Origin of the sequence: Mycobacterium appelbergii (genome assembly GCF_032883035.1) — a bacterium.
GTDB classification, from domain to species: domain Bacteria; phylum Actinomycetota; class Actinomycetes; order Mycobacteriales; family Mycobacteriaceae; genus Mycobacterium; species Mycobacterium appelbergii.
This window is the reverse complement of sequence record NZ_JAMQTH010000007.1, coordinates 294,801-321,265: the sequence shown is the minus strand read 5'-3', so window position 1 is coordinate 321,265 and position 26,465 is coordinate 294,801. Positions and strand designations below refer to the sequence as shown.

24 protein-coding genes are annotated in these 26,465 nt (G+C 66.2%); 16 read left to right on the top strand and 8 right to left on the bottom strand.

Annotated elements, in window-relative coordinates:
* The first annotated feature begins 55 nt into the window (after positions 1-55).
* The 5 genes from M1247_RS18250 (at position 56) to ahcY (ending at position 3,752) form a co-directional block, all read left to right on the top strand.
* Positions 56-1,216, top strand: coding sequence for an alkane 1-monooxygenase (locus M1247_RS18250; RefSeq protein WP_410506902.1), 1,161 nt, complete (start codon positions 56-58; stop codon positions 1,214-1,216).
* Positions 1,213-1,386, top strand: a complete 174-nt coding sequence (locus M1247_RS18245) for a rubredoxin (RefSeq protein ID WP_317157763.1) — start codon at positions 1,213-1,215, stop codon at positions 1,384-1,386. Before M1247_RS18250 ends, M1247_RS18245 begins: the two co-directional genes overlap by 4 nt.
* Positions 1,383-1,568 carry a rubredoxin gene (locus tag M1247_RS18240; RefSeq protein ID WP_317157762.1) on the top strand — a complete coding sequence of 62 codons (186 nt, stop codon included), beginning with the start codon at positions 1,383-1,385 and terminating at the stop codon, positions 1,566-1,568. The genes M1247_RS18245 and M1247_RS18240 overlap by 4 nt, the downstream gene beginning before the upstream one ends.
* A gap of 17 nt (positions 1,569-1,585) precedes the next feature.
* Positions 1,586-2,209, top strand: a complete 624-nt coding sequence (gene alkX, locus M1247_RS18235) for a TetR family transcriptional regulator AlkX (RefSeq protein WP_458695236.1) — start codon at positions 1,586-1,588, stop codon at positions 2,207-2,209.
* A 73-nt stretch (positions 2,210-2,282) separates the two neighbouring features.
* Positions 2,283-3,752, top strand: a complete 1,470-nt coding sequence (gene ahcY, locus M1247_RS18230; protein ID WP_317157761.1) for an adenosylhomocysteinase — start codon at positions 2,283-2,285, stop codon at positions 3,750-3,752.
* An 85-nt stretch (positions 3,753-3,837) separates the two neighbouring features.
* Here the strand turns inward: ahcY and M1247_RS18225 are convergent, their stop codons facing one another.
* On the bottom strand, positions 3,838-4,464 hold the full coding sequence (locus M1247_RS18225; protein ID WP_317157760.1) for a trimeric intracellular cation channel family protein: 627 nt from the start codon (positions 4,462-4,464) through the stop codon (positions 3,838-3,840).
* Between the two features lie 21 nt (positions 4,465-4,485).
* Here M1247_RS18225 and M1247_RS18220 point away from each other — a divergent pair, with 21 nt between their 5' ends.
* The 7 genes from M1247_RS18220 to lpqB all read left to right on the top strand — a co-directional run bounded on the left by M1247_RS18220 (position 4,486) and on the right by lpqB (position 12,575).
* Positions 4,486-5,754 carry an amidohydrolase gene (locus M1247_RS18220; protein ID WP_317157759.1) on the top strand — a complete coding sequence of 423 codons (1,269 nt, stop codon included), beginning with the start codon at positions 4,486-4,488 and terminating at the stop codon, positions 5,752-5,754.
* Positions 5,755-5,757: 3 nt separating this feature from the next.
* Positions 5,758-6,324 carry a PepSY domain-containing protein gene (locus M1247_RS18215; RefSeq protein ID WP_317157758.1) on the top strand — a complete coding sequence of 189 codons (567 nt, stop codon included), beginning with the start codon at positions 5,758-5,760 and terminating at the stop codon, positions 6,322-6,324.
* A 63-nt stretch (positions 6,325-6,387) separates the two neighbouring features.
* Entirely contained in the window at positions 6,388-7,695 is a 1,308-nt protein-coding gene (locus M1247_RS18210; RefSeq protein WP_410506893.1) for a lipase family protein, read from the top strand.
* Between the two features lie 93 nt (positions 7,696-7,788).
* Positions 7,789-8,421: a dTMP kinase gene (locus tag M1247_RS18205; RefSeq protein WP_317157756.1), complete on the top strand. Its 633-nt coding sequence runs from the start codon at positions 7,789-7,791 to the stop codon at positions 8,419-8,421.
* 52 nt (positions 8,422-8,473) lie between these two features.
* Positions 8,474-9,160, top strand: a complete 687-nt coding sequence (gene mtrA, locus M1247_RS18200) for a two-component system response regulator MtrA (RefSeq protein WP_018601429.1) — start codon at positions 8,474-8,476, stop codon at positions 9,158-9,160.
* Positions 9,157-10,812 carry an MtrAB system histidine kinase MtrB gene (gene mtrB, locus M1247_RS18195; protein ID WP_317157755.1) on the top strand — a complete coding sequence of 552 codons (1,656 nt, stop codon included), beginning with the start codon at positions 9,157-9,159 and terminating at the stop codon, positions 10,810-10,812. The genes mtrA and mtrB overlap by 4 nt, the downstream gene beginning before the upstream one ends.
* A complete protein-coding gene (lpqB, locus tag M1247_RS18190; RefSeq protein WP_458695235.1) occupies positions 10,809-12,575 on the top strand; it encodes an MtrAB system accessory lipoprotein LpqB in 1,767 nt (588 codons plus the stop codon). The genes mtrB and lpqB overlap by 4 nt, the downstream gene beginning before the upstream one ends.
* A gap of 9 nt (positions 12,576-12,584) precedes the next feature.
* Here lpqB and M1247_RS18185 read toward each other — a convergent pair whose 3' ends face one another.
* Genes M1247_RS18185 through M1247_RS18160 form a run of 6 tightly spaced genes read right to left on the bottom strand, consistent with a single transcriptional unit; the run spans position 12,585 to position 20,480 of the window.
* A complete protein-coding gene (locus tag M1247_RS18185) occupies positions 12,585-14,054 on the bottom strand; it encodes an APC family permease (RefSeq protein WP_317157754.1) in 1,470 nt (489 codons plus the stop codon).
* Between the two features lie 41 nt (positions 14,055-14,095).
* A complete protein-coding gene (locus tag M1247_RS18180) occupies positions 14,096-15,496 on the bottom strand; it encodes a glutamine synthetase family protein (protein ID WP_317157753.1) in 1,401 nt (466 codons plus the stop codon).
* Positions 15,493-17,163: a flavin-containing monooxygenase gene (locus M1247_RS18175; protein WP_317157752.1), complete on the bottom strand. Its 1,671-nt coding sequence runs from the start codon at positions 17,161-17,163 to the stop codon at positions 15,493-15,495. The genes M1247_RS18180 and M1247_RS18175 overlap by 4 nt, the downstream gene beginning before the upstream one ends.
* 7 nt (positions 17,164-17,170) lie before the next feature.
* Positions 17,171-18,367 (bottom strand): iron-containing alcohol dehydrogenase family protein, encoded by a 1,197-nt coding sequence (locus M1247_RS18170; RefSeq protein WP_317157751.1) that lies wholly within the window; start codon positions 18,365-18,367, stop codon positions 17,171-17,173.
* Positions 18,364-19,734 carry an aldehyde dehydrogenase family protein gene (locus M1247_RS18165; RefSeq protein ID WP_317157750.1) on the bottom strand — a complete coding sequence of 457 codons (1,371 nt, stop codon included), beginning with the start codon at positions 19,732-19,734 and terminating at the stop codon, positions 18,364-18,366. The genes M1247_RS18170 and M1247_RS18165 overlap by 4 nt, the downstream gene beginning before the upstream one ends.
* Complete coding sequence (locus M1247_RS18160; protein ID WP_317157749.1) at positions 19,731-20,480, bottom strand: gamma-glutamyl-gamma-aminobutyrate hydrolase family protein; 750 nt, start codon at positions 20,478-20,480, stop codon at positions 19,731-19,733. Before M1247_RS18160 ends, M1247_RS18165 begins: the two co-directional genes overlap by 4 nt.
* A gap of 54 nt (positions 20,481-20,534) precedes the next feature.
* Here M1247_RS18160 and M1247_RS18155 point away from each other — a divergent pair, with 54 nt between their 5' ends.
* The 4 genes from M1247_RS18155 to secA all read left to right on the top strand — a co-directional run bounded on the left by M1247_RS18155 (position 20,535) and on the right by secA (position 25,930).
* Positions 20,535-21,239 carry a FadR/GntR family transcriptional regulator gene (locus M1247_RS18155; protein WP_317157748.1) on the top strand — a complete coding sequence of 235 codons (705 nt, stop codon included), beginning with the start codon at positions 20,535-20,537 and terminating at the stop codon, positions 21,237-21,239.
* 47 nt (positions 21,240-21,286) lie between these two features.
* The gene (locus M1247_RS18150) at positions 21,287-21,928 is read left to right on the top strand and encodes a ComF family protein (protein WP_317157747.1); all 642 of its coding nucleotides are present in this window, start codon (positions 21,287-21,289) and stop codon (positions 21,926-21,928) included.
* A 288-nt stretch (positions 21,929-22,216) separates the two neighbouring features.
* Positions 22,217-22,888, top strand: coding sequence for a ribosome hibernation-promoting factor, HPF/YfiA family (gene hpf / locus M1247_RS18145; RefSeq protein ID WP_458695234.1), 672 nt, complete (start codon positions 22,217-22,219; stop codon positions 22,886-22,888).
* Between the two features lie 180 nt (positions 22,889-23,068).
* A complete protein-coding gene (gene secA, locus M1247_RS18140; protein WP_317157746.1) occupies positions 23,069-25,930 on the top strand; it encodes a preprotein translocase subunit SecA in 2,862 nt (953 codons plus the stop codon).
* Here secA and M1247_RS18135 read toward each other — a convergent pair.
* The gene (locus M1247_RS18135) at positions 25,927-26,439 is read right to left on the bottom strand and encodes an Rv3235 family protein (protein ID WP_317157901.1); all 513 of its coding nucleotides are present in this window, start codon (positions 26,437-26,439) and stop codon (positions 25,927-25,929) included. The two genes, secA and M1247_RS18135, sit on opposite strands and share 4 nt — an antisense overlap.
* Positions 26,440-26,465: the final 26 nt, after the last annotated feature.

Genomic DNA, 26,465 nt, shown 5'->3' with positions numbered 1-26,465 from the left:
CCCGGAGATATCCGATGTGCGGCAGTGGCGCGACAAGAAGCGGTACCTGTGGCTGATGGGGCTGATCGCCCCGACCGCGTTGTTCGTGATGCTGCCGCTCGTCTGGGCGTTCAACCAGTTCGGTTGGCACGTGGCGGCGCAGGTGCCGCTGTGGATCGGACCGATCCTGCTCTACGTCCTGCTGCCCGCGCTGGACCTGCGATTCGGCCCGGATGGACAGAATCCGCCCGACGAGGTGATGGAGCAGCTGGAGAACGACAGGTACTACCGGTACTGCACCTACGTCTACATCCCGTTCCAGTACGCCAGCGTCATCATCGGCGCCTACCTGGTCACTGCATCGGACCTGAGCTGGCTGGGTTTCGACGGTGGTCTGGGTTGGCCCGCCAAGATCGGTGTCGCACTGTCGGTGGGCGTGCTCGGCGGGGTCGGCATCAACACCGCACATGAGATGGGCCACAAGAAGGATTCGCTGGAACGCTGGCTGTCCAAGATCACCCTTGCCCAGACCTGGTACGGCCACTTCTACATCGAGCACAACCGTGGCCACCACGTGCGGGTGGCCACCCCGGAGGACCCGGCATCGGCCCGCTTCGGCGAGACGTTCTGGGAGTTCTTGCCGCGCAGCGTGTTCGGCAGCCTGCGTTCGTCGTGGCAGTTGGAGGCGCAGCGGCTGCGCCGTCAGGGCAAGTCACCATGGCACTGGTCCAATGATGTGCTCAACGCATGGGCGATGTCGGTGGTGTTCTGGGGTGTGTTGACCGCGATCTTCGGCGTCGGCGTCATTCCGTTCATGGTGATCCAGGCCGCCTACGGGTTCAGCCTGCTGGAATCGGTGAACTACCTGGAGCACTACGGCCTGCTGCGGCAGAAGACCTCAAGCGGTCGCTACGAGCGGTGCGCGCCGGTGCACAGCTGGAACTCCGACCACATCGTCACCAACCTGTTCCTGTACCACCTGCAGCGGCACAGCGATCACCACGCCAACCCGACACGCCGGTACCAGACGTTGCGCAGCATTGACGGCTCGCCCAACCTGCCCAGCGGCTACGCGTCGCTGATCGGGCTGACCTACCTGACGCCGCTGTGGCGCCGGTTGATGGATCACCGCGTGCTGGAGCACTACGACGGCGACATCACCCGCGTGAACATCCAGCCCCGGCTGCGCGAGAAGGTGCTGGCCCGCTATGGGGCTGTCGAGGAGCCGACAGCATGAGCGCGTTTGCTTGCCCGGGCTGTGGCTACGTGTATGACGAGGCCAAAGGCGCTCCGCGCGAAGGCTTCCCGGCAGGAACACCGTTCAGCGAGGTACCCGATGACTGGTGCTGCCCCGACTGTGCGGTGCGCGAGAAAGTCGATTTCGAAGCGATAGGAGTATCGAAATGAGTGAGCCGTACAAGCTGTTCGTCTGCATCCAGTGCGGATTCGAGTACGACGAGGAGAAGGGCTGGCCCGAGGACGGCATCGCACCGGGTACCCGGTGGGACGAAATCCCCGAGGATTGGAGCTGCCCGGACTGCGGCGCGGCCAAGTCTGATTTCGAGATGGTAGAGGTTGCCCGGCCGTGACCTATATTGTCGCGCGTGTGAGTCGGCCGCGTGACAAGCAACGCATCCCGTATGCGGAGGCGTCGAGGGTGCTGCTGCGTGATTCGATTCTCGACGGCATGCGCGAACTGCTACTGACCCGGGACTGGTCGGCGATCACGCTGTCGCACGTGGCCAAGGCCGCCGGTATCAGCCGGCAGACGATCTACAACGAGTTCGGCTCCAGGCAGGGCCTGGCCGAGGGCTACGCGATGCGACTGGCCGATCGGCTCGTCGACGCGGTGGACGATGCGATCAACAACAACGTCGGCGATGTCTACGCCGCGTTCCTCGAGGGATTCCGCGCCTTCTTCCTGGAGTCGGCGGCCGATCCGCTGGTGATCTCGCTGCTCACCGGCGCCTCGAAACCGGACCTGCTGCAGATCATCACGACCGGCAGCGGGCCGATCATCTCCCGGTGTTCGCAGCGGCTCACCGGGACCTTCCAGCACAGCTGGGTGAAGGCCAGTGACGAGGACGCCGGGGTGCTCGCGCGGGCCATTGTGCGATTGGCGATGAGTTATGTCTCCATGCCGCCGGAGGCGAATCACGATGTGGCCGGTGACCTGGCCCGACTTATGACTCCCTTCGCCGAGCGCTACGGTGTCATCGAGCAGAATTAGTGGCCCGCATATCGCGGTCGCTAATGTGTAAATTGGCTAAGTAATTGCGACGCGCGCACGAGTAAGGAACCAGATGACCACCACGGAGCAGCAGCTCACGCCCGATGTACGTAACGGAATTGATTTCAAGGTGGCGGATCTGTCGCTGGCAGAGTTCGGCCGCAAGGAGATCCGGCTGGCCGAACACGAGATGCCCGGCCTGATGGCCCTGCGCCGTGAGTATCACGACGTGCAGCCGCTCAAGGGCGCCCGGGTCTCCGGTTCGCTGCACATGACCGTGCAGACCGCGGTGCTGATCGAGACTCTGGTGGCTCTCGGTGCCGAAGTTCGTTGGGCCTCGTGCAACATCTTCTCCACCCAGGACCATGCCGCGGCCGCTGTCGTCGTCGGCCCGCACGGCACTCCCGAAGAGCCCAAGGGTGTGCCGGTGTTCGCCTGGAAAGGCGAGAGCCTGGAGGAGTACTGGTGGGCGGCAGAGCAGATGCTCACCTGGCCGAACGAACCAGCCAACATGATCCTCGACGACGGCGGCGACGCCACCATGTTGGTGCTGCGCGGCGCCGAGTGGGAGAAGGCCGGAGTGGTCCCCCCCGCCGAGGACGACGACTCGGCCGAGTGGAAGGTCTTCCTGGCGCTGGTGAGCAAGCGCTTCGAAACTGAGAAGGACAAGTGGACCAAGATCGCCGCGTCGGTCCAGGGCGTGACCGAGGAGACCACCACCGGTGTGCTGCGCCTCTACCAGTTCGCCGCGGCCGGTGAACTGGCCTTCCCGGCGATCAACGTCAACGACTCGGTCACCAAGAGCAAGTTCGACAACAAATACGGCACGCGGCACTCGCTGATCGACGGCATCAACCGCGGCACCGACGTGCTGATCGGCGGCAAGAAGGTGCTGATCTGTGGCTACGGCGATGTCGGCAAGGGCTGCGCGGAATCGCTGGCCGGCCAGGGCGCGCGCGTGCAGGTCACCGAGATCGACCCGATCAATGCGCTGCAGGCCCTGATGGACGGCTTCGATGTGGTGACCGTCGAGCAGGCGATCGGCAACGCCGACATCGTGATCACCTCCACGGGCAACAAGGACATCATCACCCTCGCACACATGAAGGCGATGAAGCACCAGGCCATCCTGGGCAACATCGGTCACTTCGACGACGAGATCCAGATGGCTGCCCTGGAGCGCTCCGGTGCCAAGCGCCTCAACATCAAGCCGCAGGTCGACCAGTGGACCTTCGATGACGGCAAGTCGATCATCGTGCTCTCCGAAGGCCGGCTGCTGAACCTGGGCAACGCGACCGGGCACCCGTCGTTCGTGATGAGCAACAGCTTCTCCAACCAGGTGATCGCCCAGATCGAGCTGTGGACCAAGAACGACGAATACGACAACGAGGTCTACCGCCTGGCCAAGCACCTTGACGAGAAGGTGGCGCGCATCCACGTCGAGGCGCTCGGCGGGACGCTGACCAAGCTCTCCAAGGAGCAGGCCGAGTACATCAACGTCGACGTCGAAGGCCCGTACAAGCCGGAGCACTACCGCTACTGAGTTCCTGATGTAGCGCGAGCAGACGCTAAAGTGCCCAAAATCTCCGGATTTTGGGCACTTTAGTGTCTGCTCGCGCTGGAAGGGGTCAGCGGTGTCCGGGTGGCCTCGGCGCGTTGAGGTCAAAGCCCACACCCACCATGCGGATCACGAAGCACACCGCCGCCGCGCTCAAGGCGGCGAGCGTGCCCTGATGGCCGAAGCTGTAACCGGCCGCGGCGCACCCGGCGCCGATCAGCGCCGGAATGGCGTAGAGCTCGCTGCGCAGGACGGTGGGGATCCGGCCGATCATCACGTCGCGGATGGTCCCGCCGCCGACGGCCGTGACGGTGCCCACGATCATCGCCTGCGGGACACCGAATCCCAGGTCCAACGCCTTGTAGGCGGCCAGCACGGCGAACACACTCAACCCGATCGCGTCGAGCACGGTGATCGCCATCGCCAGGCGATCGAGCTTGCGGCTCAGACCGAACGCGACCAGGCCACCTCCTGCAGCCAGAGCCAGATAGCGCCAATCGACGAAGGTCGCGGGCGGTAACGCATCGAGCAGCACATCGCGGATCGTCCCGCCGCCCAGCCCGGTGAACATGCCGAGGGTGATGACACCGAAAATGTCGAGTCGTTCGGCGCGGACCGCGGTCAGCGCGCCGTTGAGCGCGAACGCGAACGTGCCGACGAGGTCGAGCACCAACAGCAGCGGAGTTTCGGTCGGCATGGCACGAGGTATACCTGACTTATGACCGCGCCATCGAAAGTCGCCGAAACGATGTTCGGTGGCCTGGCACAGATCCGGGGTTGGCAAGAGGATCTTTATCGTGATCTTCACCGGCACCCGGAGCTGTCCCACCATGAGAGGGAGACGGCAGGCAAGGTCCTCGAGCGCCTGCGCGGGTTCGGCTACGACGTGCACGACGGCATCGGCGGCACCGGAGTCGTCGGCGTGCTGCGCAACGGTCCCGGGCCCACGGTCCTGTTGCGGGCGGACATGGACGCGCTTCCCGTGGCGGAGGCGACGGGACTGGATTACGCGAGCACCGTGCGGACCACCGATGCCGACGGAAACGACGTACCGGTCATGCACGCCTGCGGGCACGATGTCCACGTCACCGCACTGCTCGGTGCGGCCCAACTGCTCGCCGACGGTGCCGGGCACTGGTCCGGCACGGCGGTGGCCCTGTTCCAACCGGCCGAAGAGACGGGCGACGGTGCCAAAGCGATGGTCGACGACGGTCTGACCACGCTGCTGTCATCGGTGGATGTGGCTCTGGCACAACATGTGCTGCCCTTTCCGGCGGGGTATGTCGGCACGCGTGCCGGTCCGATGCTGTCGGCCGCCGACAGCATGCGGATCACCGTCTACGGCCGCGGCGCGCACGGGTCCATGCCGCAGGCCGCGGTCGATCCCGTGGTACTCGCGGCGATGATCGTCGTGCGGTTGCAGACAGTCGTCGCCAGGGAAGTCGCTCCTGGCGACTCCGCGGTGCTGACCGTCGGCAGCATCCAGGCCGGAAGCAAGAGCAACGTGATCCCCGATCGTGCCGTATTGAAGCTGAACATCCGCACCTACAGTGAGCAGACACGCACCTCGATCCTCGACGCGATCCGGCGGATCGTCACCGCCGAATGCGAGGCATCCCGATCGCCCAGGGCGCCGGAATTCGAACTCTTTGATCGGTTTCCGTTGACCGACAACGACTCCGATACCACCTCACGCGTACGTGAGGCATTCAAGGCGTTCTTCGGGGAGCGCAGCCACGAGATGCCGCAGGGGTCGGCGAGCGAAGACTTCAGCGATATCCCGGTCGCGCTCGGCGTGCCCTACACCTACTGGGGCATCGGCGGTATCGACCCTGCGACTTACCAGAAGGCCCAGGACACCGGCCAGGTAGACCAGGACATCCCGGTCAACCACTCGCCGGAGTTCGCTCCGGTCATCCAGCCCACCCTCGACACCGCGACCCAGGCACTCGTAGTCGCCGCGCTGGCCTGGCTCGCGTCAGGATAGACGATGAACTGGGAATACAAAGCTGGCCTTGGGATGCTGACGGTCGCGCTGGTGGTGAGTGGCTGTTCGGACGATTCGGCCGCCAATCAGTCGACGACCGGGTCGACCACCACGTCGGCCACCGCGATGGCACCGGCAGGCGGGGCGGGCGTCGGGGTGGCGCAGGCCCAACAGGCGTTGCAAGCCGCCGCCCAGGCAGTGCCGAACGGTCGTGCCTTCGACGCGGAGCTGGAAACCGATGACGGCCAGCGGGTTTTCGATGTGAAGGTGGCCTCCGGCGGCAACGAGATCAAGGTAGTGGTGGACTCCGATGGCCGGCGCGTCATCTCGCAGAATCAGGCCGGCAAGCCCAGCGATGACGTCGCCAAAGTTGAAGGTGCCCAGGTCGATGCGGGTCGGGCGCTGCAGGCGGCGGCAGAACACGAACCCGGCACGACCTTCTCCGAAATGGAGATCGACACCAACCGTGATGGGGCGTTGGTCTGGCAGATCGAACTGAGGCGGGCCGACGGCTCGGAGGTGGAGGTCGACGTCGACGCCCGGAGCGGAAGCGTCGTCGCCAGTCGGTGACGCCATCGGGCCAATCGCGGAAACCGCTCCGGCGCCGCGTTGGGCTTGTTAGCGTTCCGGCCCATGGGGCGGGGGTTCATTTGTGTTGTCGTTGTCATGGTCTTGTTCGCCGGGTTGGCCCCCGGAGCGCGTGCCGACCCGAGCAATGACCATTGGGACCCGATCTTCAACGAGGACGAATACGTCGCGTTCTACACGCCACCTGATCCGCTGCCAGTGGGTGCGCCGGGTGATGTGATCAGATCGGAGCCGTCGCGACTCGTGCTGGAGCCGTCCGGCCAACTCGGCGCGATCATGGCCACCGGAACACGAATCATGTACCGCAGCACCGATGCCCGTGGTAATCCCATGGCGGTGACGGGCACCTACTTCGAGCCGTACAACGCCTGGCCGGGGCAGGGCCCGCGGCCGCTGATCGTCTACGGCCCCGGCACGCAGGGCCAGGGTGACCAGTGTGCGCCGTCGCGGCAGTTCAACCAGGGCATCCACTGGTCGCCGTGGCTGGACATCACATTCAACTACGAAGAGTTGTTCGTGGCGACGATGGTGGCCCGCGGATTCGCCATCGTGATGACCGACTATCAGGGGCTGGGGACGCCCGGGCTGCACACCTACGTCAACCGGGTCGCGGAGGGCAACGCGATGCTCGACGCGGGCCGGGCCGCCCGGCGTCTTGCCGACACCTCGCTGGATCCGCATGGACCCGTGGCATTTTGGGGATATTCCCAAGGCGGGGGAGCGGCGGCATCCGCGGCCGAGCTGGCCCCGTCATACGCGCCGGACCTGAATGTGGTCGGTACCTACGCGGGTGCCCCGCCCGCCGATCTCAAAGAGCTCTTTCCCTACGCGGACGGCAGCGCGCTGGTCGGAGTCGTCGGCTACGCGCTGAACTCGGTGATCACCACCTACCCGGAGTTCGAGGACGTCATCCGGTCGAAACTCACTCCGCGCGGGACTGATCTGCTGCAGAAAGTCCAGGATCAGTGCATTGCCGAGACGATCACCAAGTTCATGTTCCGGCACCTGCAGCCCTACTTCAATGTGGACATCTACCAGGCGGTCAATGAGGAGCCCTTCGCCACACTGTTCGACATGCAGCGCATCGGCCGACTGAAACCCAATGCGCCCGTGATGATCCTGAGCAACCGCTTCGACCCGCTGGTGCCGTGGACCGGCGCCAACCAACTGGGCCGCGACTGGTGTGCACAGGGCGCCGACGTCCAGTTCTGGACCAACGAGGAGCCGCCGTTCCTCAACAAACTGGTCATCAACCATGCACTGCCGATGCTCGTCGACGGCGAACGCGCGATGCAGTGGATTGCCGACCGCTTCAACGGATTACCGACCACACCCAACTGCGGGGAGTTCTAAGTCGCGCTGGTTCGTCGAACGTGAAGTAGATTGCGAGAAATCTCGAAAACCTCGCGATCTTCTTCACGTTGGCAAGGGGATAGGCTGCGACGCGTGCTCATCGTGATCGAAGGCGTCGACGGCGCAGGCAAGCGCACCCTGACCAATGGCCTGCGGGCCGCGTTCGAGGCCGCCCACAAGTCAGTCGGCGTCCTGGCGTTTCCGCGGTACGGCAGGTCCGTGGAGGCTGACCTGGCGGCCGAGGCACTGCACGGCGGACATGGCGACCTCGCCGACTCCGTCTATGCGATGGCCACGCTGTTCGCGTTGGACCGGGCCGGTGCCCGCGAGGAGATCGCACACCTGCAGGCCGCTCATGACGTCGTCATCCTGGACCGCTACGTCGCATCCAACGCGGCCTACAGTGCTGCCCGGTTGCATCAGGGGGCCGAGGGTGACGCGGTCGAATGGGTGCGGGCGCTCGAGTTCGACCGGCTGAAACTGCCGGTGCCGGACTGGCAGGTGCTGCTGAACGTATCCACCGAATTGGCCGCCCAGCGGGCCGAGCACCGTGCCAACACGGAGGCCGATCGCGCCAAGGACGCCTACGAACGTGACGGCGGTCTGCAGCGGCGAACCGGCGAGGTCTATCGTGTCCTGGCCGCCGCCGACTGGTGCGGCCCGTGGGCGCTGGCGGGCCCCGATGTGGATCCGGCGGTCCTGGCAGGCCGGTTAAGCAGCGGATAAAGCCACGACACCGGCGTGTGGTAGCCGAGTTTTATCGCAATCTGGTGACACCATGGACACCATGAGGCAAAGGATTCTTGTCGTCGACGACGACCCATCGCTGGCCGAGATGCTCACCATCGTTCTGCGTGGCGAGGGTTTCGACACCGCGGTCATCGGCGACGGCAGCCAGGCGCTCACCGCGGTTCGTGAACTGCGGCCCGATTTGGTTTTGCTGGACCTGATGTTGCCGGGCATGAACGGCATCGACGTGTGCCGTGTGCTGCGCGCCGATTCCGGTGTGCCGATCGTGATGTTGACGGCCAAGACCGACACCGTTGACGTGGTGCTGGGCCTGGAGTCCGGTGCCGACGACTACGTGATGAAGCCGTTCAAGCCGAAGGAGCTGGTCGCGCGGGTGCGGGCGCGGCTGCGCCGTAACGAGGACGAGCCGGCGGAGTTGCTGTCGATCAGCGATGTCGAGATCGACGTGCCCGCGCACAAGGTGACCCGGCAGGGCGAGCAGATTTCGCTGACACCGCTGGAGTTCGACCTGCTCGTGGCGTTGGCGCGCAAACCGCGGCAGGTGTTTACTCGTGATGTGCTGCTCGAACAGGTGTGGGGATATCGCCACCCCGCTGACACCCGTTTGGTGAACGTGCATGTCCAGCGGTTGCGGGCCAAGGTCGAGAAAGACCCGGAGAACCCGCAGGTGGTGTTGACCGTTCGAGGAGTGGGATACAAGGCCGGACCCCCGTGATCTTCGGGTCCAGACGCCGTATCCGCGGGCGCTGGCGTTCCGGCCCACTGTTACGCGGATTGGGGACGCTGGGCCGCGCCCTGAGTCTGGTCTGGCGACGCTCGCTGCAAGTACGCGTGGTGACGCTGACGCTGGGGCTTTCGCTTGCCGTCATCCTTGTGCTGGGCTTCGTGCTGACCAGCCAGATCACCGATCGGATCCTCGAAGTCAAGGTGAAGGCCGCCACCGAAGAGGTGGACCGGGCCCGTAATACGGTCACCGGCATCGTGGGCGGGGAGGAATCCCGGTCGTTGGACAGCAGCCTGCAGCTGGCGCGCAACACCCTCATCGACCGCAAGGCCGATGTGGGCGCCGGCCTGGCCGGTACGTTCGACGCGGTGCTGGTGGTTCCGGGCGACGGTCCGCGCGCGGCCACCGCCGCGGGCCCGGTGCAGCAGATCCCCGACGCGCTGCGTGATTTCGTCAAAGCCGGGCAGGTCAGCTACCAGTACGCGACGGTGCGTACCGACGGATTCTCCGGTCCGGCGCTCATCGTCGGCAGCCCGACATCGTCATCGGTGCCCAACCTTGAGCTGTACCTGATCTTCCCGCTGAACAACGAGGAAAGCACCATCTCGCTGGTGCGCGGCACCATGCTGACCGGTGGAGTGGTCCTGCTCGGTCTGCTCGCCGCCATCGCGCTGGTGGTGGCCCGGCAGATCGTGCAACCGGTGCGCTCTGCCTCACGCATCGCCGAACGGTTCGCCGAGGGGCACCTCACCGAGCGGATGCCGGTGCGCGGCGAGGACGATATGGCGCGTCTCGCGGTGTCGTTCAACGATATGGCCGAAAGCCTCTCGCGACAGATCCAGCAGCTGGAGGAATTCGGTAATCTGCAGCGCCGCTTCACCTCTGACGTCAGCCACGAGCTGCGTACGCCGCTGACCACGGTGCGGATGGCCGCCGACCTGATCTATGACCACAGCGAGGATCTCGATCCCGCGCTGCGCAGGTCCACCGAGCTGATGGTCAGTGAGCTGGACCGCTTCGAGACACTGCTGGCCGATCTGCTGGAAATCTCCCGTCACGACGCCGGTGTCGCCGAATTGTCGGTCGAGTCGGTGGATCTGCGCTCGACGGTGCAGAGCGCGCTGGACAACGTCGGGCACCTCGCCGCCGACGCCGAGGTCGACCTCGATGTGGACATGCCCGGTGACGAAGTGATCGCCGAGGTGGATCCCCGCCGGGTGGAACGTATCCTGCGCAACCTCATCGCCAACGCCATCGACCACGCCGAACGCAAACCCGTCCGGATCCGGATGGCCGCCGACGAAGACACCGTCGCGGTGACGGTCCGCGACTTCGGTGTCGGGCTGCGCCCCGGTGAGGAGAAACTGGTGTTCAGCCGATTCTGGCGCTCGGACCCGTCGCGGGTTCGCCGGTCCGGCGGCACCGGGCTTGGCCTGGCCATCAGCATCGAGGACGCCCGCCTGCATCAGGGCAGGCTCGAAGCCTGGGGCGAACCGGGCAAGGGCGCCTGCTTCCGGCTCACCCTGCCGCTGATCCGTGGACACAAGGTGACGACCAGCCCGCTGCCACTCAAACCTGCTCAGCCCCAACGTAACCCGCGGCAACCCAGTCAAAACCGCGCGCCGGCGGAGGAGAACGTGTGAAGCGTCTGCTGACGGCGTTGATCATGATCGTCGGCCTGGTCGTCGTGACGGCCGGTTGCGCCGGGATACCCAGTTCCTCATCACCACAGGCGATCGGCACGGTCGACAGGCCCGCGCCCCCGAGCCTGCCCAAACCGACACCCGACATGGATCCCGACGTGCTGCTGCGGGAATTCCTCAAAGCCACCGCCGATCCCGCCAACCGGCACCTGGCAGCGCGTCAGTTCCTCACCGAATCCGCCTCGAGTTCCTGGGACGACGCAGGCAGCGCACTGTTGATCGACCGGGTGGTGTTCGTCGAAACCCGTAGTTCGGATCGGGTTTCGGTCACCATGCGCGCCGACATCCTGGGCTCCCTATCGGATATGGGAGTGTTCGAGACGGGGGAGGGGGCGCTGCCCGATCCGGGCCCGATCGAACTGGTTCAGACATCCGGCGGCTGGCGTATCGACCGGCTGCCCAACGGAGTTTTCCTTGACTGGCAGCAGTTTCAGTCCACGTACAAGCGCTACACCCTGTACTTCGTCGACCCGACCGGAACCACAGTCGTGCCCGACCCGCGCTACGTGGCGGTATCCGACCCCGACCAACTCGCCACCGAGCTCATCTCCAAACTGATCGCCGGACCGCGCCCTGAGATGGAACGGGCGGTGCGCAACCTGGTCGGATCGCCGTTGCGACTGCGGGGTCCGGTGACCCGCGCCGACGGCGGGAAGACCGGCATCGGACGGGGCTACGGCGGTGCCCGGATCGACCTGGACAACCTCTCGACCACCGATCCGCACAGCCGCCAACTTCTTGCCGCCCAGATCATCTGGACGTTGTCGCGGGCCGGTATCCGCGGACCCTACGTGATCAACGCCGACGGTGCGCCGCTCGACGACCGGTTCGCCGACGGCTGGGAGACCTCCGACGTCGCTGCCACCGACCCCGGCGCGGCACCTGGCGCAGCGGCCGGACTGCACGCCCTGGTGAACGGATCGCTGGTGTCGTTGGACGGGCAGCGGACGACGCGGGTGCCCGGCGCGTTCGGGCAGGCGCCCAATCAGGTTTCCGCCGCGGTGTCACGTAACGGTCAGGACGCGGCGTCGGTGGTGGTGCTGCCCGGCGCCCCGGAAGCCACTGCGGCGACGTTGTGGATCGGACCGCTCGGCGGCAGTACGGCTCAGGCCATGGAGGGCCGGACGCTGTCGCGGCCCAGTTGGTCACTGGACCAGGCGGTCTGGGTGGTGGTCGACGGCATCAACGTGGTGCGCGCCTTCCGGGACGCTTCCGGCGCCCCCGCGCGGATACCGGTCGATTCGGCGGCGGTGTCCAGCCGTTACCCGGGCCCGATCACCGAACTGCAATTGTCCCGCGACGGCACCCGTGCGGCGATGGTGATCGGTGGGCAGGTGATCCTGGCGGGCATCGAGCAGACCCAGGACGGCCAGTTCCTGATGACCTATCCGCGGCGGCTCGGCTTCGGGCTCGGCAATTCGGTGGTGTCGCTGTCGTGGCGCACCGGTGACGACATCGTGGTCAGCCGCACCGATCCGCAGCATCCGGTGTCCTACGTCAACCTGGACGGGGTGAACTCCGACGGGCCCAGCCGCAATCTGCAGATGCCGGTGACGACGGTGACCGCCAATCCGTCGACGGTGTACGTGGCGGATCAGCGTGGCGTGCTGCAGCTTTCGTCCTCGGGAACCGCAGACAATGCGGGTTGGAAGGAAGTGGGGCCGCTGATGGTCGGCGGCTCGGTTCCGGTGTTGCCCGGCTGAACGCGCGCGTTACAGTCGCTCGGCCGTGTCGCCGCTGTCGGCCAGTGAGGTGCCGATCCGTGCCATGACCTCGGGACGCTTACGCAAAGTGTGCAGCAGCAGACCGACTCCGATGGCGATCCAGGCGAGATAGACGAACGGCAGCGCGCCGTAGATGCCGCTCTGCAGTGGCCACACCGTCTTGTACAGCGGATAGAGGAACACGATCGAGCCCACCACACCCAGCACCCCGTGCCGGAACCAGTGAAACTCGCCGATGCGCCGCATGTACCGCACCAGCCCGAAGTTGGTGAAGATGTAGGACACCAGGAACGCGATGGAGATCAGGAACCCGAAATAGCCCCACACGTTGAACGGACCGACCAGAAACGCCAGCGGCACACCGAGCGCCATCGACAACACGCCCATCACCGCGATGGCGACGACGGGGGTGTGGCGGGCAGAGACCGTGGCCAGTCGACGGGGCAGCACCTGCTCCCGCCCCAGCGTGTACAGAACCCGTGCGCCGGCCAGGAACGCGGTCTGACTGAAGGCCAGAATGCTGCTCACCGTGGCGAGCACGACGACGGCGAGTCCGACTTCGCCCCAGTAGGTCTGGGCGATCGTCTGCAGCGGTGCCGGGTCCTCGCCGAAGGCGGTCATGTTGTCGATCCCGTAGCCGTACACCATGGCGTAGGCCACCACCAGGTAGAAGACCGGGACGACGACGGCGGCCGCCCACAGCCCGCGGGGAATCTGGCGTTTGGGTTCCTTGACCTCCAGTCCCAACGTCGCGCCCTCTTCGATGCCGACATGTGACAGCACGGCGTAGGTCATCGCCAGGCCGACCCCACCCAGGCCCAGCGACCCGGCGGAGGAGACCTGGAAAGGTGTGACGCCGAAACCGGCGCCGGCCTGTGGACCGGTGATGAAGATCCACAGCGCCAGGGCGAGTAGGACGATGATCTCGAACGCCAGCAGGGCCAGGGCGGCGTGCAGCGACTGGGTGATCCCGAGGTAGGCGAGCACACACACGTAGGCCAGGGCCAGAAAGGTGAAGACCCACCACGGGACACTCACGTCGAACTGGGTGCTGAGCCATTCCTGCACCCACCCGCCGAACACGGCGAACCCGGCCGCCGAAAAGACCAGGTACGCACCGATGAACACCCAGCCGTAGACGAACCCGAGGTTGGGTCCCCACGCTTTGGAGTTCCACGTGTACAGCCCTCCCGAGGTGGGCAGGCGTTTGGAGAACTCCGCGAACGTGTTGACCAGCACCAGGATTCCCGGCCACACCAGCAGGAATGCCAAAACCAATGCGGCTCCGGCGAACTGACCCATGAATTGCAGATTCAATGCAATCACCGAGGCGGGTCCGCAGCCGGCCACCGAAAGGATGGCGACCTGTTTCCAGTTGATCCCGGCGCGTCGCAGGCCCGGATCGGCGGTCGTGTGCGCCGAGGTGATCTGTGCGTTGACGTCACTGGCTTCCGGCATTGCGCACCTTCCTTTTTCGGTGGGGCAGGAGAGGTCGGGAACTACATGGTTTCGAGGTAGCGGGCGACTTCCCAGTCGGTCACCGCCAGGGACTGGGCCTGCAGCTCTGCCCGTTTCATCTGCACGTAGTGGTCGACGAAGTCGTCGCCGAACCAGTCGCGGGCGGGCCGGCTGACCTCCAGCAGGTCCACGGCCGCGCCCAGGTCGGTCGGCAGCACGGCCGACGGGTCCGGCTGCCTGCCGTAGATGTCGTGCTGGTCGAGGTCGCCGGGGTCGATCTTGTTGGCCAGTCCGTGCAGCCCGCCCGCCAGCACGGCCGCGGTGGCGATGTACGGGTTGGCGTCTCCGCCGGGTTGTCGATGTTCGAGTCGGGTGCCACGCTCACCGTCGCGGATGACGCGGAGCCCGACCGAGCGGTTGTCGACGCCCCAGGTCGCGGTGGTGCCGGCCCACGAGTAGGGCGTGTACCGGCGGTAGGAGTTGGGTGTCGGGGCCATCAGTGCGGTGAATTCACGCATCGTGCGCAGGATTCCGCCGGCGAAATACCGCATGGTGTCCGACAACTGATCCGGATCGTCCTGGTCGTAGAACACTCCGCGGCCGGCCTCGTCACGCAGGCTCACATGGACGTGGCAGCTGTTTCCCGCCCAGTTGGTGTTCGGCTTGGCCATGAACGTGGCCAGCAGGTCGTTGCGCGCCGCGATCTCCTTGATGCCGGACTTGAACAGGAAGGCGTCGTCGGCGGCGGTCAGACTGGGCCCGTAGTGCAGCGTGATCTCGAACTGGCCCGGCCCGGTTTCGGGGTTGCACGCTTCGATGGGCAGGCCGTAGTCGAGCATCTGGGTGCGGATGATCGAGCCGATGTCTTCCTGCAGTGAACCGAGAACCACGCCGTAGGTACTGGGCAGTTCCTGCAGCGGCACCAATTCGTCGGGCCGCTTGTGGTGCGGCGTGCCCGCCTTCTCGCGCAGCAGGTAAAACTCCAACTCCAAGGCGCTGTGCGGCTCGTATCCCATGTCCCGCGCGCGCGAAACCACCTGGCGCAGCAGCCCGCGCGGTGAAATGGGCACCGTCCCGCCGCCTCCGGGCAGGTGCCAATCGCACACGAACAGCGCGGTGCCGGGATGCCAGGGCACGATCCGCACCGTGTTCAGGTCCGGCACGGTGAGGATGTCCGGATAGCCCTCGCGTTCGGTGGGGAAGTAGCCCGTGTGGCCCTCGGGCCTGGTGACGAGGTCGGATTCGTCGACGTGCATCACCCAGAACACATCGCACATCGGCATGCCGTGCTCGAGCACCTCGGCGAGCCCGTTGAGCGGAATTCGCTTGCCCCGCATCACACCGTGGGTATCGCACCCGCCCAACACCACGGTGGTGATGTTCTGTGCCTGCAACTGTGCCAGGACTTCGGAGGCGGTCGTTGCGTTGACGGTAGCGGTCACGGTTGTGCCCCTTTACCAATTGGGCTGGGGCGGCGCCCCAGCAGAAATCCCTCATAGCCGCGGGCCGCGACCTGCTCACATTCCTGTCGGTACTGCCCGCACCCGGCGACGTAGGGCATGAATGTGCGCGGCTTCCCGGCGATGTTGGCGCCCAGGTACCAGGAGTTCGCCTTCGGGTAGAGCGTGTCGGCGGCGAGTTCGGCGACGTGGTCCATCCAGCGGTCCTCGGCCTCGGGCGCCGCCTCGATGCGGTCCTCACCTTGACGGCGAAGGTGCGTCAGGCAGTCGGCAATCCAGTCCACGTGCTGCTCGATGGACACCAGCATGTTGCTGAGCACCGACGGGCTGCCCGGTCCGGTGATCATGAACAGGTTCGGGAACCCGGCCGACTGCAGGCCCAGCAGGGTACGGGGACCGTGCGCCCACTTCTGCTTGAGCGACTCACCGTCGGTGCCGCGGATGTCGATGTCGGCGAGTGCCCCGGTGATGGCGTCGAAGCCGATCGCGAACACGATGAGATCGACGTCGATATGCCGGTCGCGCAACTGGATTCCGGTTCTGGTGACGTGCTGGATCGGGTTGGTCTTCGCGTCGACGAGCTCGACGTTGTCGCGGTTGTAGGTTTCGAAATACCCGATGTCGGTGCAGGTCCGCTTGGTGCCGATGTGGTGTTGCGGGCTGAGCAGTGCCGCGGTGCGGGGGTCGCGGACGATCTCGCGGATCTTGGCGCGGGCGAAGTCCTGAGCCTGCCGGTTGGCCCGCTCGTCGGTGAAGAAGTCGGTGAAGGCGGCCGACAGTGAGTTGATGCCACCGCGTTGCCAGCCCTCCTCGTAGCGTGCGCGGCGCGCTTCTGCCGTGACGTCGAAGGTGGTCCGGGTCGGCGGAGGATGCGGTACCCCGGCGTCGGAATGCTCGCAGATCCGGCGGCGCCGGCTGAATTCACTGATGGCCGCGTCGAGTTCGTCGTCGGTGAGCGGGCGGTTGTGCGCCGGCATGCTGTAGTTGGGCGTGCGTTGCAGTACGTAAAGTTGCCGCGCCACGGCGGCGATACGTGGGATGGCCTGGATACCCGAGGATCCTGTCCCTACCACCGCGACCGTCTTTCCGGTGAAGTCGACGGGTTCGTGCGGCCACTGCCCGGTGTGGTACCACTCTCCGGTGAAGTCGCCCAGCCCCGGGAAGTCGGGCTGCTGTGCCACCGACAGGCATCCCGTGGCCATCACGCAGTACGTGGCCCGCACCGTGTGTCCGGTGTCGCAGTGCAGAATCCACTCGTTGGCGGCTTCGGTCCAGACGGCGGTGCGGACCGTGGTGGAAAAGGTGATGTCCTTGCGGAGGTCGAACCGGTCGGCGGTGTGTCCGATATAGGCCAGGATCTCCGGCTGCGCCGCATAGCGTTCCCGCCACCGCCAGTCCCTGGTGAGTTGCTCGTCGAAAGAATAGGAATAGTCGATGCTTTCGATGTCGCAGCGTGCTCCCGGATAGCGATTCCAGTACCAGGTGCCACCGACGTCGTCGCCGCGTTCGAGGATATGCGCGGTCAGGCCCAGACCGCGCGCACGGTGCAGCATGTACAACCCCGAGAAGCCCGCCCCGACGATGATCACGTCGACGCGTTCGGGAGTGCGGTGGTCTCCCGGAGACCGTCTTGCGGGCTGCGCAGACATGTGTCTCCTAACCGGCCGTCGAGGTGAGTTGGCGGCCCTGCAGTGACAGGGCGGTGGCGAACGCGTGGTGGACCTCGGTGCGTTCCCATGGGTGCGGGGACACCGTGATGAAGTAGTCGGCGAGCGCCATATCGGTCAGTCGGTCCAGATCGGTCTCGGCGAGCCCGAGGTCGGCGAGAACCGGGAACTCCAGTTCGGCCAGCAGGGACCGGACCGCGGTCACCAGCCGTGTGCCGTCGGTGGTGCCGTCGGCGGGCAGGCCCCACGCGTCGGCGACCCGCTCGAGTTGTGCTGGGACATGGCGGCGTTCCCGTTCCAATGTCTCGACCAGGACCAGTCCGATGGTCAGTCCGTGGGGTGCACCGGTCAATCCACCGATCGCCTGGCCCAGCGAATGTTCGGCCGTACAGTCCGAGATGTTCATCGCGAGGCCCGCCATCATCGCGCCGCACGCCATGTTGGATCGGGCGGCGGTGTCGCTGCCGTCGCGGACGGCGGCGGCCAGAGAAGTGCCCATCAGGCGCACGGCTTCGAGCGCGATGGCGTCGCCGATGGGTGTGCGCACCTTGGCGACCGTAGCGGCGATGGCCTGTGCCAGGGCGTCGATTCCGGTATTGGCGGTCATGGCCGGTGGCATGCTCCAGGTCAGCACGGGATCGACAACGGCGTACTGGGCCCGCAGGTTCGGGTGTGCGATGCCGGCCTTGCGTCCGGCCGCGGGGTCGGACACCACTGATCCGCCGGACACCTCGGATCCGGTGCCTGCCGTCGTCGGCACCGCGAACAACGGTATGACGGGAGCGGGGTAGACCCGCTCGGAGTCGAGGAATTCGGCGAATGACGACCCCTGCTGGTGGCAGAGTCGCGCGGCTTTGGCCGTATCGATCACCGATCCGCCGCCGAGCGCGACGAGGGCGCCGACCTCTTCGGTGCGCATCCGCGCCGTGGTGTCGTCCACCATCGCGATCGTCGGTTCGCCCGGCGGTTTCTCCAATCTGACGACGGACAGGCCGGAGCCCTCCAGGGTGCTCAGCACGTCGGCCACGGCCGGGTTGTAGGTCTCGATGTCCTGGTCGGTGAGTACCAGGACGCGGGTCGCACCGGCGGCCCTGACGAGGTCCGGCAGTGTGTGGGCGACACCATCGCCGAAGCTCACCCGGACGGGCAGGTGGTTGGCGAAGGAGCTGACGGGGGTTGTGGTCACGATTCTCCAGGGTTCTTCGTCGAGATGAAGACGTTCTTTGTCTCGGTGTAGGCGAGCGGGGCGTCCGGGCCGAGTTCGCGGCCGAGGCCGGACTCCTTGAACCCGCCGAACGGGGTGTGCACCCGCACCGAGCTGTAGGAGTTCACTGCCAGCGCGCCGGCATCGATCGCGCGTGCCATCCGCAGGGCACGCGCGACATCGGCCGTCCACACCGACCCGGACAAACCATAGGGCGTGGTGTTGACCCGTTGCGTCACTTCGGCTTCGGAGTCGAACGGCAGCACGCACACGACGGGCCCGAAGATCTCGTCGCGCGCGCAGGGATGGTCGTCTTCGATGGGGTGGAGCACTGTCGGGGGAAACCAGAACCCTGGTCCGTCGGGTGCGGTCCCCTGGAACGCGACCGGAGCCCAGTTCACGTACGAGGTGACTTTGCTCCGATGTTGCGCCGAGATCAACGGGCCCATCTGTGTCGACTCGTCGAGCGGATCGCCGACGCGCAGTGCGGTCGTCGCGTCCCGCAGGTGGTCGAGGAATTCGTCGAGAACCCGGCGGTGCACGAAGACCCTTGAGCGCGCACAACAGTCCTGCCCGGCGTTGCCGAATACGCCGCCGACCAGCCCGTGCGCCGCGGCGGACAGATCGGCGTCGGCGAACACCACCGAAGCAGATTTGCCACCGAGCTCCAGGGTCACCCGTTTGATCTGGTCGCCGGCGCGTTGGCTGATCTCACGGCCGACCGCGGTGGACCCGGTGAAGGCGATCTTGCGGACTCCCGGGTGATTCACCAACGCGCGTCCGACGGCCGTGCCAGAACCCACCACCACGTTGAGCAGACCCTCGGGCAGCCCGGCTTCGAGACAGATCCGTTGCAGTTCCAAGGCGGTCAGCGGGGTGAGTTCGGACGGTTTGAGGACGATGCCGTTGCCTGCGGCCAGCGCAGGCGCGACCTTCCACGCCGCGATGGCCATCGGGAAGTTCCACGGCGTGATGAGTCCGACCACGCCGAGAGGCTCGTGGAAGGTCATGTCCACGCCGTCGGCAACCGGGATTGTCATGCCCAGCAGGCGTTCCGGTGCGGCGGCGTAGTAGCGGAAGGTCTGGGCCACCCCGGCGATGCTGCCCCGCGCGTCACCGATGGGCATGCCCACATTGCGCGCTTCCAGGCGGGCAAGGTGCTCGGCTTGCGCACGAACTCCGTCGGCGATCGCCAGCAGGACCCCGGCCTTGTGTGCAGGGGAGGTTGCCTGCCACGCCGGTTGAGCCGAGGCGGCGCGCTGCACCGCACGGTCGACGGCGTCCGCGTCGACCCACGGCACCTCGGCCAGGACAGCACCGGTGGCCGGTTCGAGGACGGTGTCGGTCATGGTGCTCCCACGGGTGTGACGGGTTCGGTGAGTAGCGCGGCGGCCGCGACGAATTCGGCAAAGATTGCGTGCATCGGCGGGTCCTCCGGGTGCCACTGCACACCGAGGGCGAACCGTTGTCGCGGCCATTCGACGGCTTCGACACTGCGATCGGGGAGGGCGGTGGCAATGATCCGACCACCCTTGCCGATGACCGAGACCCCTTGGTGGTGATGGGAATTGACCTCGCGTACGCCGGCGAGTCCGCACCGTCCCAGCACGCTGTCGGCATCGATCTCCACGGCGTGCCTGGTAGTCGCGTCGAGGCGCCCTGGGGCGGGCCGGTGCTCGGTGAATCCGGCGTCGAGCAGGTGTTGGTGCAGGGTGCCGCCGGTCGCGACATTGAGGATTTGCAGACCGCGGCAGATGCCGAGCACCGGGATGTCGTGTTCGAGGACGGCTGCGGTCAGCCGGAGTTCGAAGGCGTCGCGTACCGGGTGGGTCTCTTCGGTTTGCGCGCTAGCGGTTTCGCCGTAATGCCCGGGTGCGATGTCGGTGCCGCCGGCGAGCACGATGCCGTCGAGGAGGTTCACTAGCCTCGCCACGTCGGCGTCAACCGACGGCGGCAGGATCAGCGGCTGGCCACCAGCGCCGATCACCGCGTCGAGGTAGGTCTGGGCGGTCAGCACAGCCTGCTGGGACCAGAAACCCCAGGTGGCGGTGGTGGCCACCCCGCATATCCCGATGAGTGGCGGACTCAAATCCATGGTCCTAATTGCATACCAACAGACAATAGAACCATGTGCGTTATCCTGCAAGGGATGTCGGAAGACTTCCTGCTGAGACCACTGGACACACCCCCGGCCTACGCGGCGGTGGTGGATCGGGTGCGACGCGCGGTAGCGCTCGGGGTGCTGCTGCCAGGAGACCGACTGCCTGCCGAACGGGCACTGGCCGAGGGCCTGCAGGTTTCGCGGGTCACCGTGCGCGAGGCGCTGCGCGTGCTGCAGGGCGAAGGCCTGCTGATCACCAAGCGTGGCAGCAGCGGCACCGTCGTCTCGCCTGCGGTTTCACAACTGGCGGGCGTGGATGGCGACCGGGACTACAACCAAAGGCTCCGTGACGTTTTCGAGGTACGTCTGGCGGTCGAAACCGCCGCTGCGCAACATGCCGCAGCACGCGTCCAGCCCGTCGACATCGATGCGCTCGACGCCTGTCAGGTCGCGCTGGAATCGAGCCGGGACGTCCATGCGTTCCGCAGGGCGGATTCGGAATTCCATCTCGCCGTGGCGCGGATGAGCGGCAACGCCATGTTGCGCCAGGTCGTCGAAGACCTGCGCGCGGCCGTCTTCTCCCGCCTGGACCGGCACGACTTCGCGGTCATCTATGAGTCATCGATCCGCGGTCACGCCGCGGTCATCCGAGCTATCCGGGACCGCGATCCGGTCGCAGCCGCGGCGGCGATGGCCGAGCACATCGAAGAGGCCCGCGGCGAGGTGATGGCGGTACTGACCGAGGACCGGTAGCGGCTCGGCCAACCCGGCATGTCACCCCCACCGCGCACACTGCGCACATGCTCGATCTCATCCTGCCGTTGGAATGCGGTGGCTGTGGGGCGCCGTCGACCCGATGGTGCCCCGCCTGCGCCGGTGAGCTGGCAGTTCGCGCCGACGAGCCGCACCTCATCACCCCGCGCACCGATCCCGGCGTCCCCGTCTTCGCGCTGGGCCGCTACGCCGGGGCCCGACGGCGCGCGATCGTCGCGGTCAAGGAACATGGCCGCGCCGACCTGGTCACCCCGCTGGCCACCGCGCTGCGGCACGGCCTCGACCGGCTGCTCACCTGGGGCGTACTCGGCGTCCCGGTGACGGTCGTACCGGCGCCCACCCGGCGCAGTGCGGCGCGTCGCCGCGGCGGCGACCCGGTCACCCGGATCGCGGTGGCGGCGACGTCCGCAGCGCCGCAGACCGCCGTCGTGCAGGCCCTGCGGCTGCGGCCGTGGGCGCGCGACTCCGTAGGACTCTCCGGCTCCGCCCGGCAGCGCAACATCGCGGGACGGGTGCGGCTGATCCGGTCGCTCGGCGGGAACGCCGGAGACGATTTCGTGGTGGTCGATGACATCGTCACCACCGGCGCCACCGTGGCCGAGTCGGTGCGCATGCTGCGGAATGCAGGGGTTTACGTGTCCGCCGTGCTGGCCATCGCGCACGCGTGACGACGGTGACAGTCACCCGCGGATCAAACCGATGTGACGAACTGCAAACAGGTGGTCGAAATTGGTGGCACGATCCGGTGAACACGGACTACCGTCGGCAGCAACCACCCGTGAACGCCTCACGGAGGCGCTCTCACTACAGCGCCACTTCACCGCATACCGGTAGGAGGTGAGTACTCGACACCTTGCGCCGGTGGGCGGAGCAACCAATCTGGACCCACCGCCGCGATTCGTTAGAGCCCGGCACGCCACCCGCGTGCGACGAGTGAGAGAAACGAGTTGCCAAGTATGTCAACCAATTCAAGCCGCACGATGGTCGTAGAAAACGACACCGCTGATGCCGCCCCGGAGCCCCACGCAGAAGTGGTGGTCAAGGGCCGCAACGTGGAGGTTCCTGACCATTTCCGAACGTACGTCTCAGAAAAGTTGTCGCGCCTGGAGCGATTCGACCGAACCATCTACCTCTTCGATGTCGAACTTGACCACGAACGCAACCGGCGGCAGCGCAAGAACTGCCAGCACGTAGAGATCACCGCGCGCGGTCGTGGCCCGGTCGTACGTGGTGAGGCGTGTGCGGACAGTTTCTATGCCGCCCTGGAGTCGGCGGCGGGCAAGCTCGAGAGTCGGCTGCGCAAGAGCAAGGACCGACGCAAAATCCACTACGGCGACAAAACCCCTGTCTCCTTGGCCGAGGCCACCGCGCTCGAGCCGCCGGGCGGGCCCGCCGCGCCGGGACCGGAGGACGCCGCATCGCACACCGACGGCCTCAACGACCACGAACCCGGCCGCATCGTGCGAACAAAGGAGCACCCGGCCAAGCCGATGACCGTCGATGACGCGCTCTACGAGATGGAACTGGTCGGACACGACTTCTTCCTGTTCCACGACAAGGAAAGCGACCGCCCATCGGTGGTCTACCGGCGCCATGCCTATGACTACGGTCTGATCCGGCTGGCCTGATCGGTCCGGCCTGATCGGCCGCCCGACCCAAGATCGCACTCCGGAGGCTTTCCGGAGTGCGATTTTGCGTGGCATCGTGAGTAGAACCAGCGAGTTCGAGGTGTCACCTACGATGGACCTCGACTGATAGTCCATGCGATCCCACCCGTGGGATCCATCAGAACCCACAGGGGAAACAGCGTGCTCGATAAGTTGCTCCGTCTCGGTGAAGGCCGCATGGTCAAGCGCCTGAAGAAGGTCGCTGACCATGTCAACACCTTGTCCGACGACGTCGAGAAGCTCACCGACGCCGAGCTGCGCGCCAAGACCGACGAGTTCAAGAAGCGCGTTGCCGACGGCGAGGACCTCGATGACCTGCTGCCCGAGGCCTTCGCGGTCGCCCGCGAGGCGGCATGGCGGGTACTGAGCCAGCGCCATTTCGACGTCCAGGTGATGGGCGGCGCTGCGCTGCACTTCGGCAACGTCGCCGAGATGAAGACCGGTGAAGGCAAGACCCTGACCGCGGTGTTGCCCGCCTACCTCAATGCCCTGTCCGGCGACGGAGTCCACGTCGTCACGGTCAACGACTACCTGGCCAAACGTGACAGCGAGTGGATGGGCCGCGTACACCGGTTCCTCGGTCTTGACGTCGGGGTGATCCTGTCGGGCCTGACGCCCGAGGAACGCCGCGCTGCGTACGCAGCCGACATCACCTACGGCACCAATAACGAGTTCGGCTTCGACTACCTGCGCGACAACATGGCACATTCCGTCGAAGACATGGTGCAGCGCGGGCACAACTTCGCCATCGTCGACGAGGTCGACTCGATCCTCATCGACGAGGCCCGCACCCCGCTGATCATCTCCGGCCCCGCCGATGGTGGGTCGAGCTGGTACACCGAGTTCGCCCGCATCGCCCCGCTGATGGAGAAAGACGTCCACTACGAGGTGGACCTGCGCAAACGCACCGTCGGTGTGCACGAACTGGGTGTCGAACTCGTCGAGGACCAGCTCGGCATCGACAACCTGTACGAGGCGGCCAACTCGCCGCTGGTGAGCTATCTCAACAACGCGCTGAAAGCCAAGGAGCTGTTCACCCGCGACAAGGACTACATCGTCCGCGACGGCGATGTGCTGATCGTCGACGAGTTCACCGGCCGCGTGCTGCTCGGCCGGCGCTACAACGAGGGCATGCACCAGGCCATCGAGGCCAAGGAGCATGTGGAGATCAAGGCCGAGAACCAGACGCTGGCCACGATCACGCTGCAGAACTTTTTCCGCCTCTACGACAAGCTCTCCGGCATGACCGGTACGGCCGAGACCGAAGCCGCCGAGCTGCATGAGATCTACAAACTCGGCGTGGTGCAGATCCCGACGAACAAGCCGATGGTCCGCGCAGATCAGTCCGACCTGATCTACAAGACCGAGGAAGCCAAGTACATCGCGGTCGTCGACGACGTCGCCGAGCGGTACGAAAAGGGCCAGCCGGTGCTGATCGGCACCACCAGCGTGGAGCGTTCGGAATACCTGTCGCGGCAGTTCACCAAGCGCAAGGTCCCGCACAACGTCCTCAACGCCAAGTACCACGAGCAGGAAGCCAACATCATCGCCGAGGCCGGCCGGCTCAGCGCGATCACTGTCGCCACCAACATGGCAGGCCGCGGTACCGACATCGTGCTCGGTGGCAACGTCGACTTCCTGGCCGACAAGCGGCTGCGCGACCAGGGCCTCGACCCGGTGGAAACCCCCGAGGAGTACGAGGCCGCCTGGGACGACACCGTCAAGAAGATCAAGGACGAGGCCAGCGAAGAAGCCGAGAAGGTCGTCGCGGCAGGCGGTCTGTACGTGCTGGGCACCGAACGGCACGAGTCGCGCCGCATCGACAACCAGCTGCGCGGCCGTTCCGGCCGTCAGGGCGACCCGGGCGAGTCACGGTTCTACCTCTCACTCGGTGACGAGCTGATGCGCCGGTTCAATGGCGAGACGCTGGAATCGCTGCTCAACCGCCTGAACCTGCCTGACGATGTGCCGATCGAGGCGAAGATGGTCAGTCGCGCGATCAAGAGCGCGCAGACCCAGGTCGAGCAGCAGAACTTCGAGGTCCGCAAGAACGTCCTCAAGTACGACGAGGTGATGAACCAGCAGCGCAAGGTCATCTACGCCGAGCGCAGGCTCATCCTCGAAGGCGAGAACCTGCAGGAGCAGGCCCACAAGATGCTGGTCGACGTGATCACGGCGTACGTGAACGGCGCGACGGCCGAGGGCTACGCCGAAGACTGGGACCTGGAGACCTTGTGGACCGCGCTCAAGACGCTGTTCCCGGTCAGCATCGACCACCACGACCTGGTGGACTCCGACGCGATCGGCGAGGCCGGCGAGCTGACGCGTGAGGAGCTGCTCGACACTCTGATCAAGGATGCGGAACGGGCCTACGCCGAGCGGGAGAAGCAGCTGGAGGAGATCGCAGGCGAAGGTGCCATGCGTCAGCTCGAACGCAACGTTCTGCTCAACGTGATCGATCGCAAGTGGCGTGAGCACCTCTACGAGATGGACTACCTCAAGGAGGGCATCGGCCTGCGCGCGATGGCACAGCGCGATCCTCTGGTCGAGTACCAGCGTGAGGGCTACGACATGTTTGCCGGCATGCTCGACGCGCTGAAGGAAGAATCCGTCGGGTTCCTGTTCAACGTGACTGTCGAGGCCGCGCCCGCACCGGCGGTGGCCCCGGTGACCGCACCCCCGAACCTCGCCGAGTTCGCCGCGTCTGCGGCGGCAAAGGCATCGGATTCCTCGGATTCGTCCGGCGCCCAGGAGCCCGAGCAGGGTGCGGTGGCCACCAAGGAACGTCCACCGGCGCCGGCGTTACGTGCCAAGGGAATCGAGAACGACGCACCGCCCCTGACCTATAGCGGCCCGTCCGAGGACGGTTCGGCGCAGGTGCAGCGGTCCAACGGTGGCGCCAGGCACGCCGCACCCGCCGCCGGCGGTACCCGCCGGGAGCGCCGGGAAGCGGCCCGCAAGCAGGGCAAGTCCGGCAAGCCGAGGTCGCACCGCAAGGGTTAACCGATCTGTAGGGCAGTGAGTTGCCAACGGCCGCGGCAGTATTCGATGCGCGCGGCGATGGCGCGAACCCGCACGCCCCGGTGGTAGGTGGCGAACACCTCGGCTGCGGCAGGTTCGGTCACGGCGCGAAGGCGTACCCGTATCAGGGTGGCTGCCGCATCGTGACGGGACTGGCTCTGGGTGACCACCGCGTCGACCAGCAGCGGCCTCATCAGCGGGCGGAGTTGGGCCACCGGCCGTCGGCGGTCGAGAACCTCGAGCACCCGGCGTAGCGCCATCTCGGCGAACTGCATGGCCCCGGCGTGCGGTGGGTGTTCGGTCGGTGCCTCGACCAATCGCAAACGACGTGTGCTGTGCCGGTGCAGGGTCGTCGGTGCGGGGCACAATGTGGATGGGGTGTGGGGTCCATCGAGCGGGTACGCCGGTGGCTCGCAGTCGATCACCGGGGATGTCAGCGACGGCGCTGCAGGGGCGGACTCGGGCGGCGAATCAGACGGCGAATCAGACATGGTCACAGCGGTTCTCCAGCAGTCGA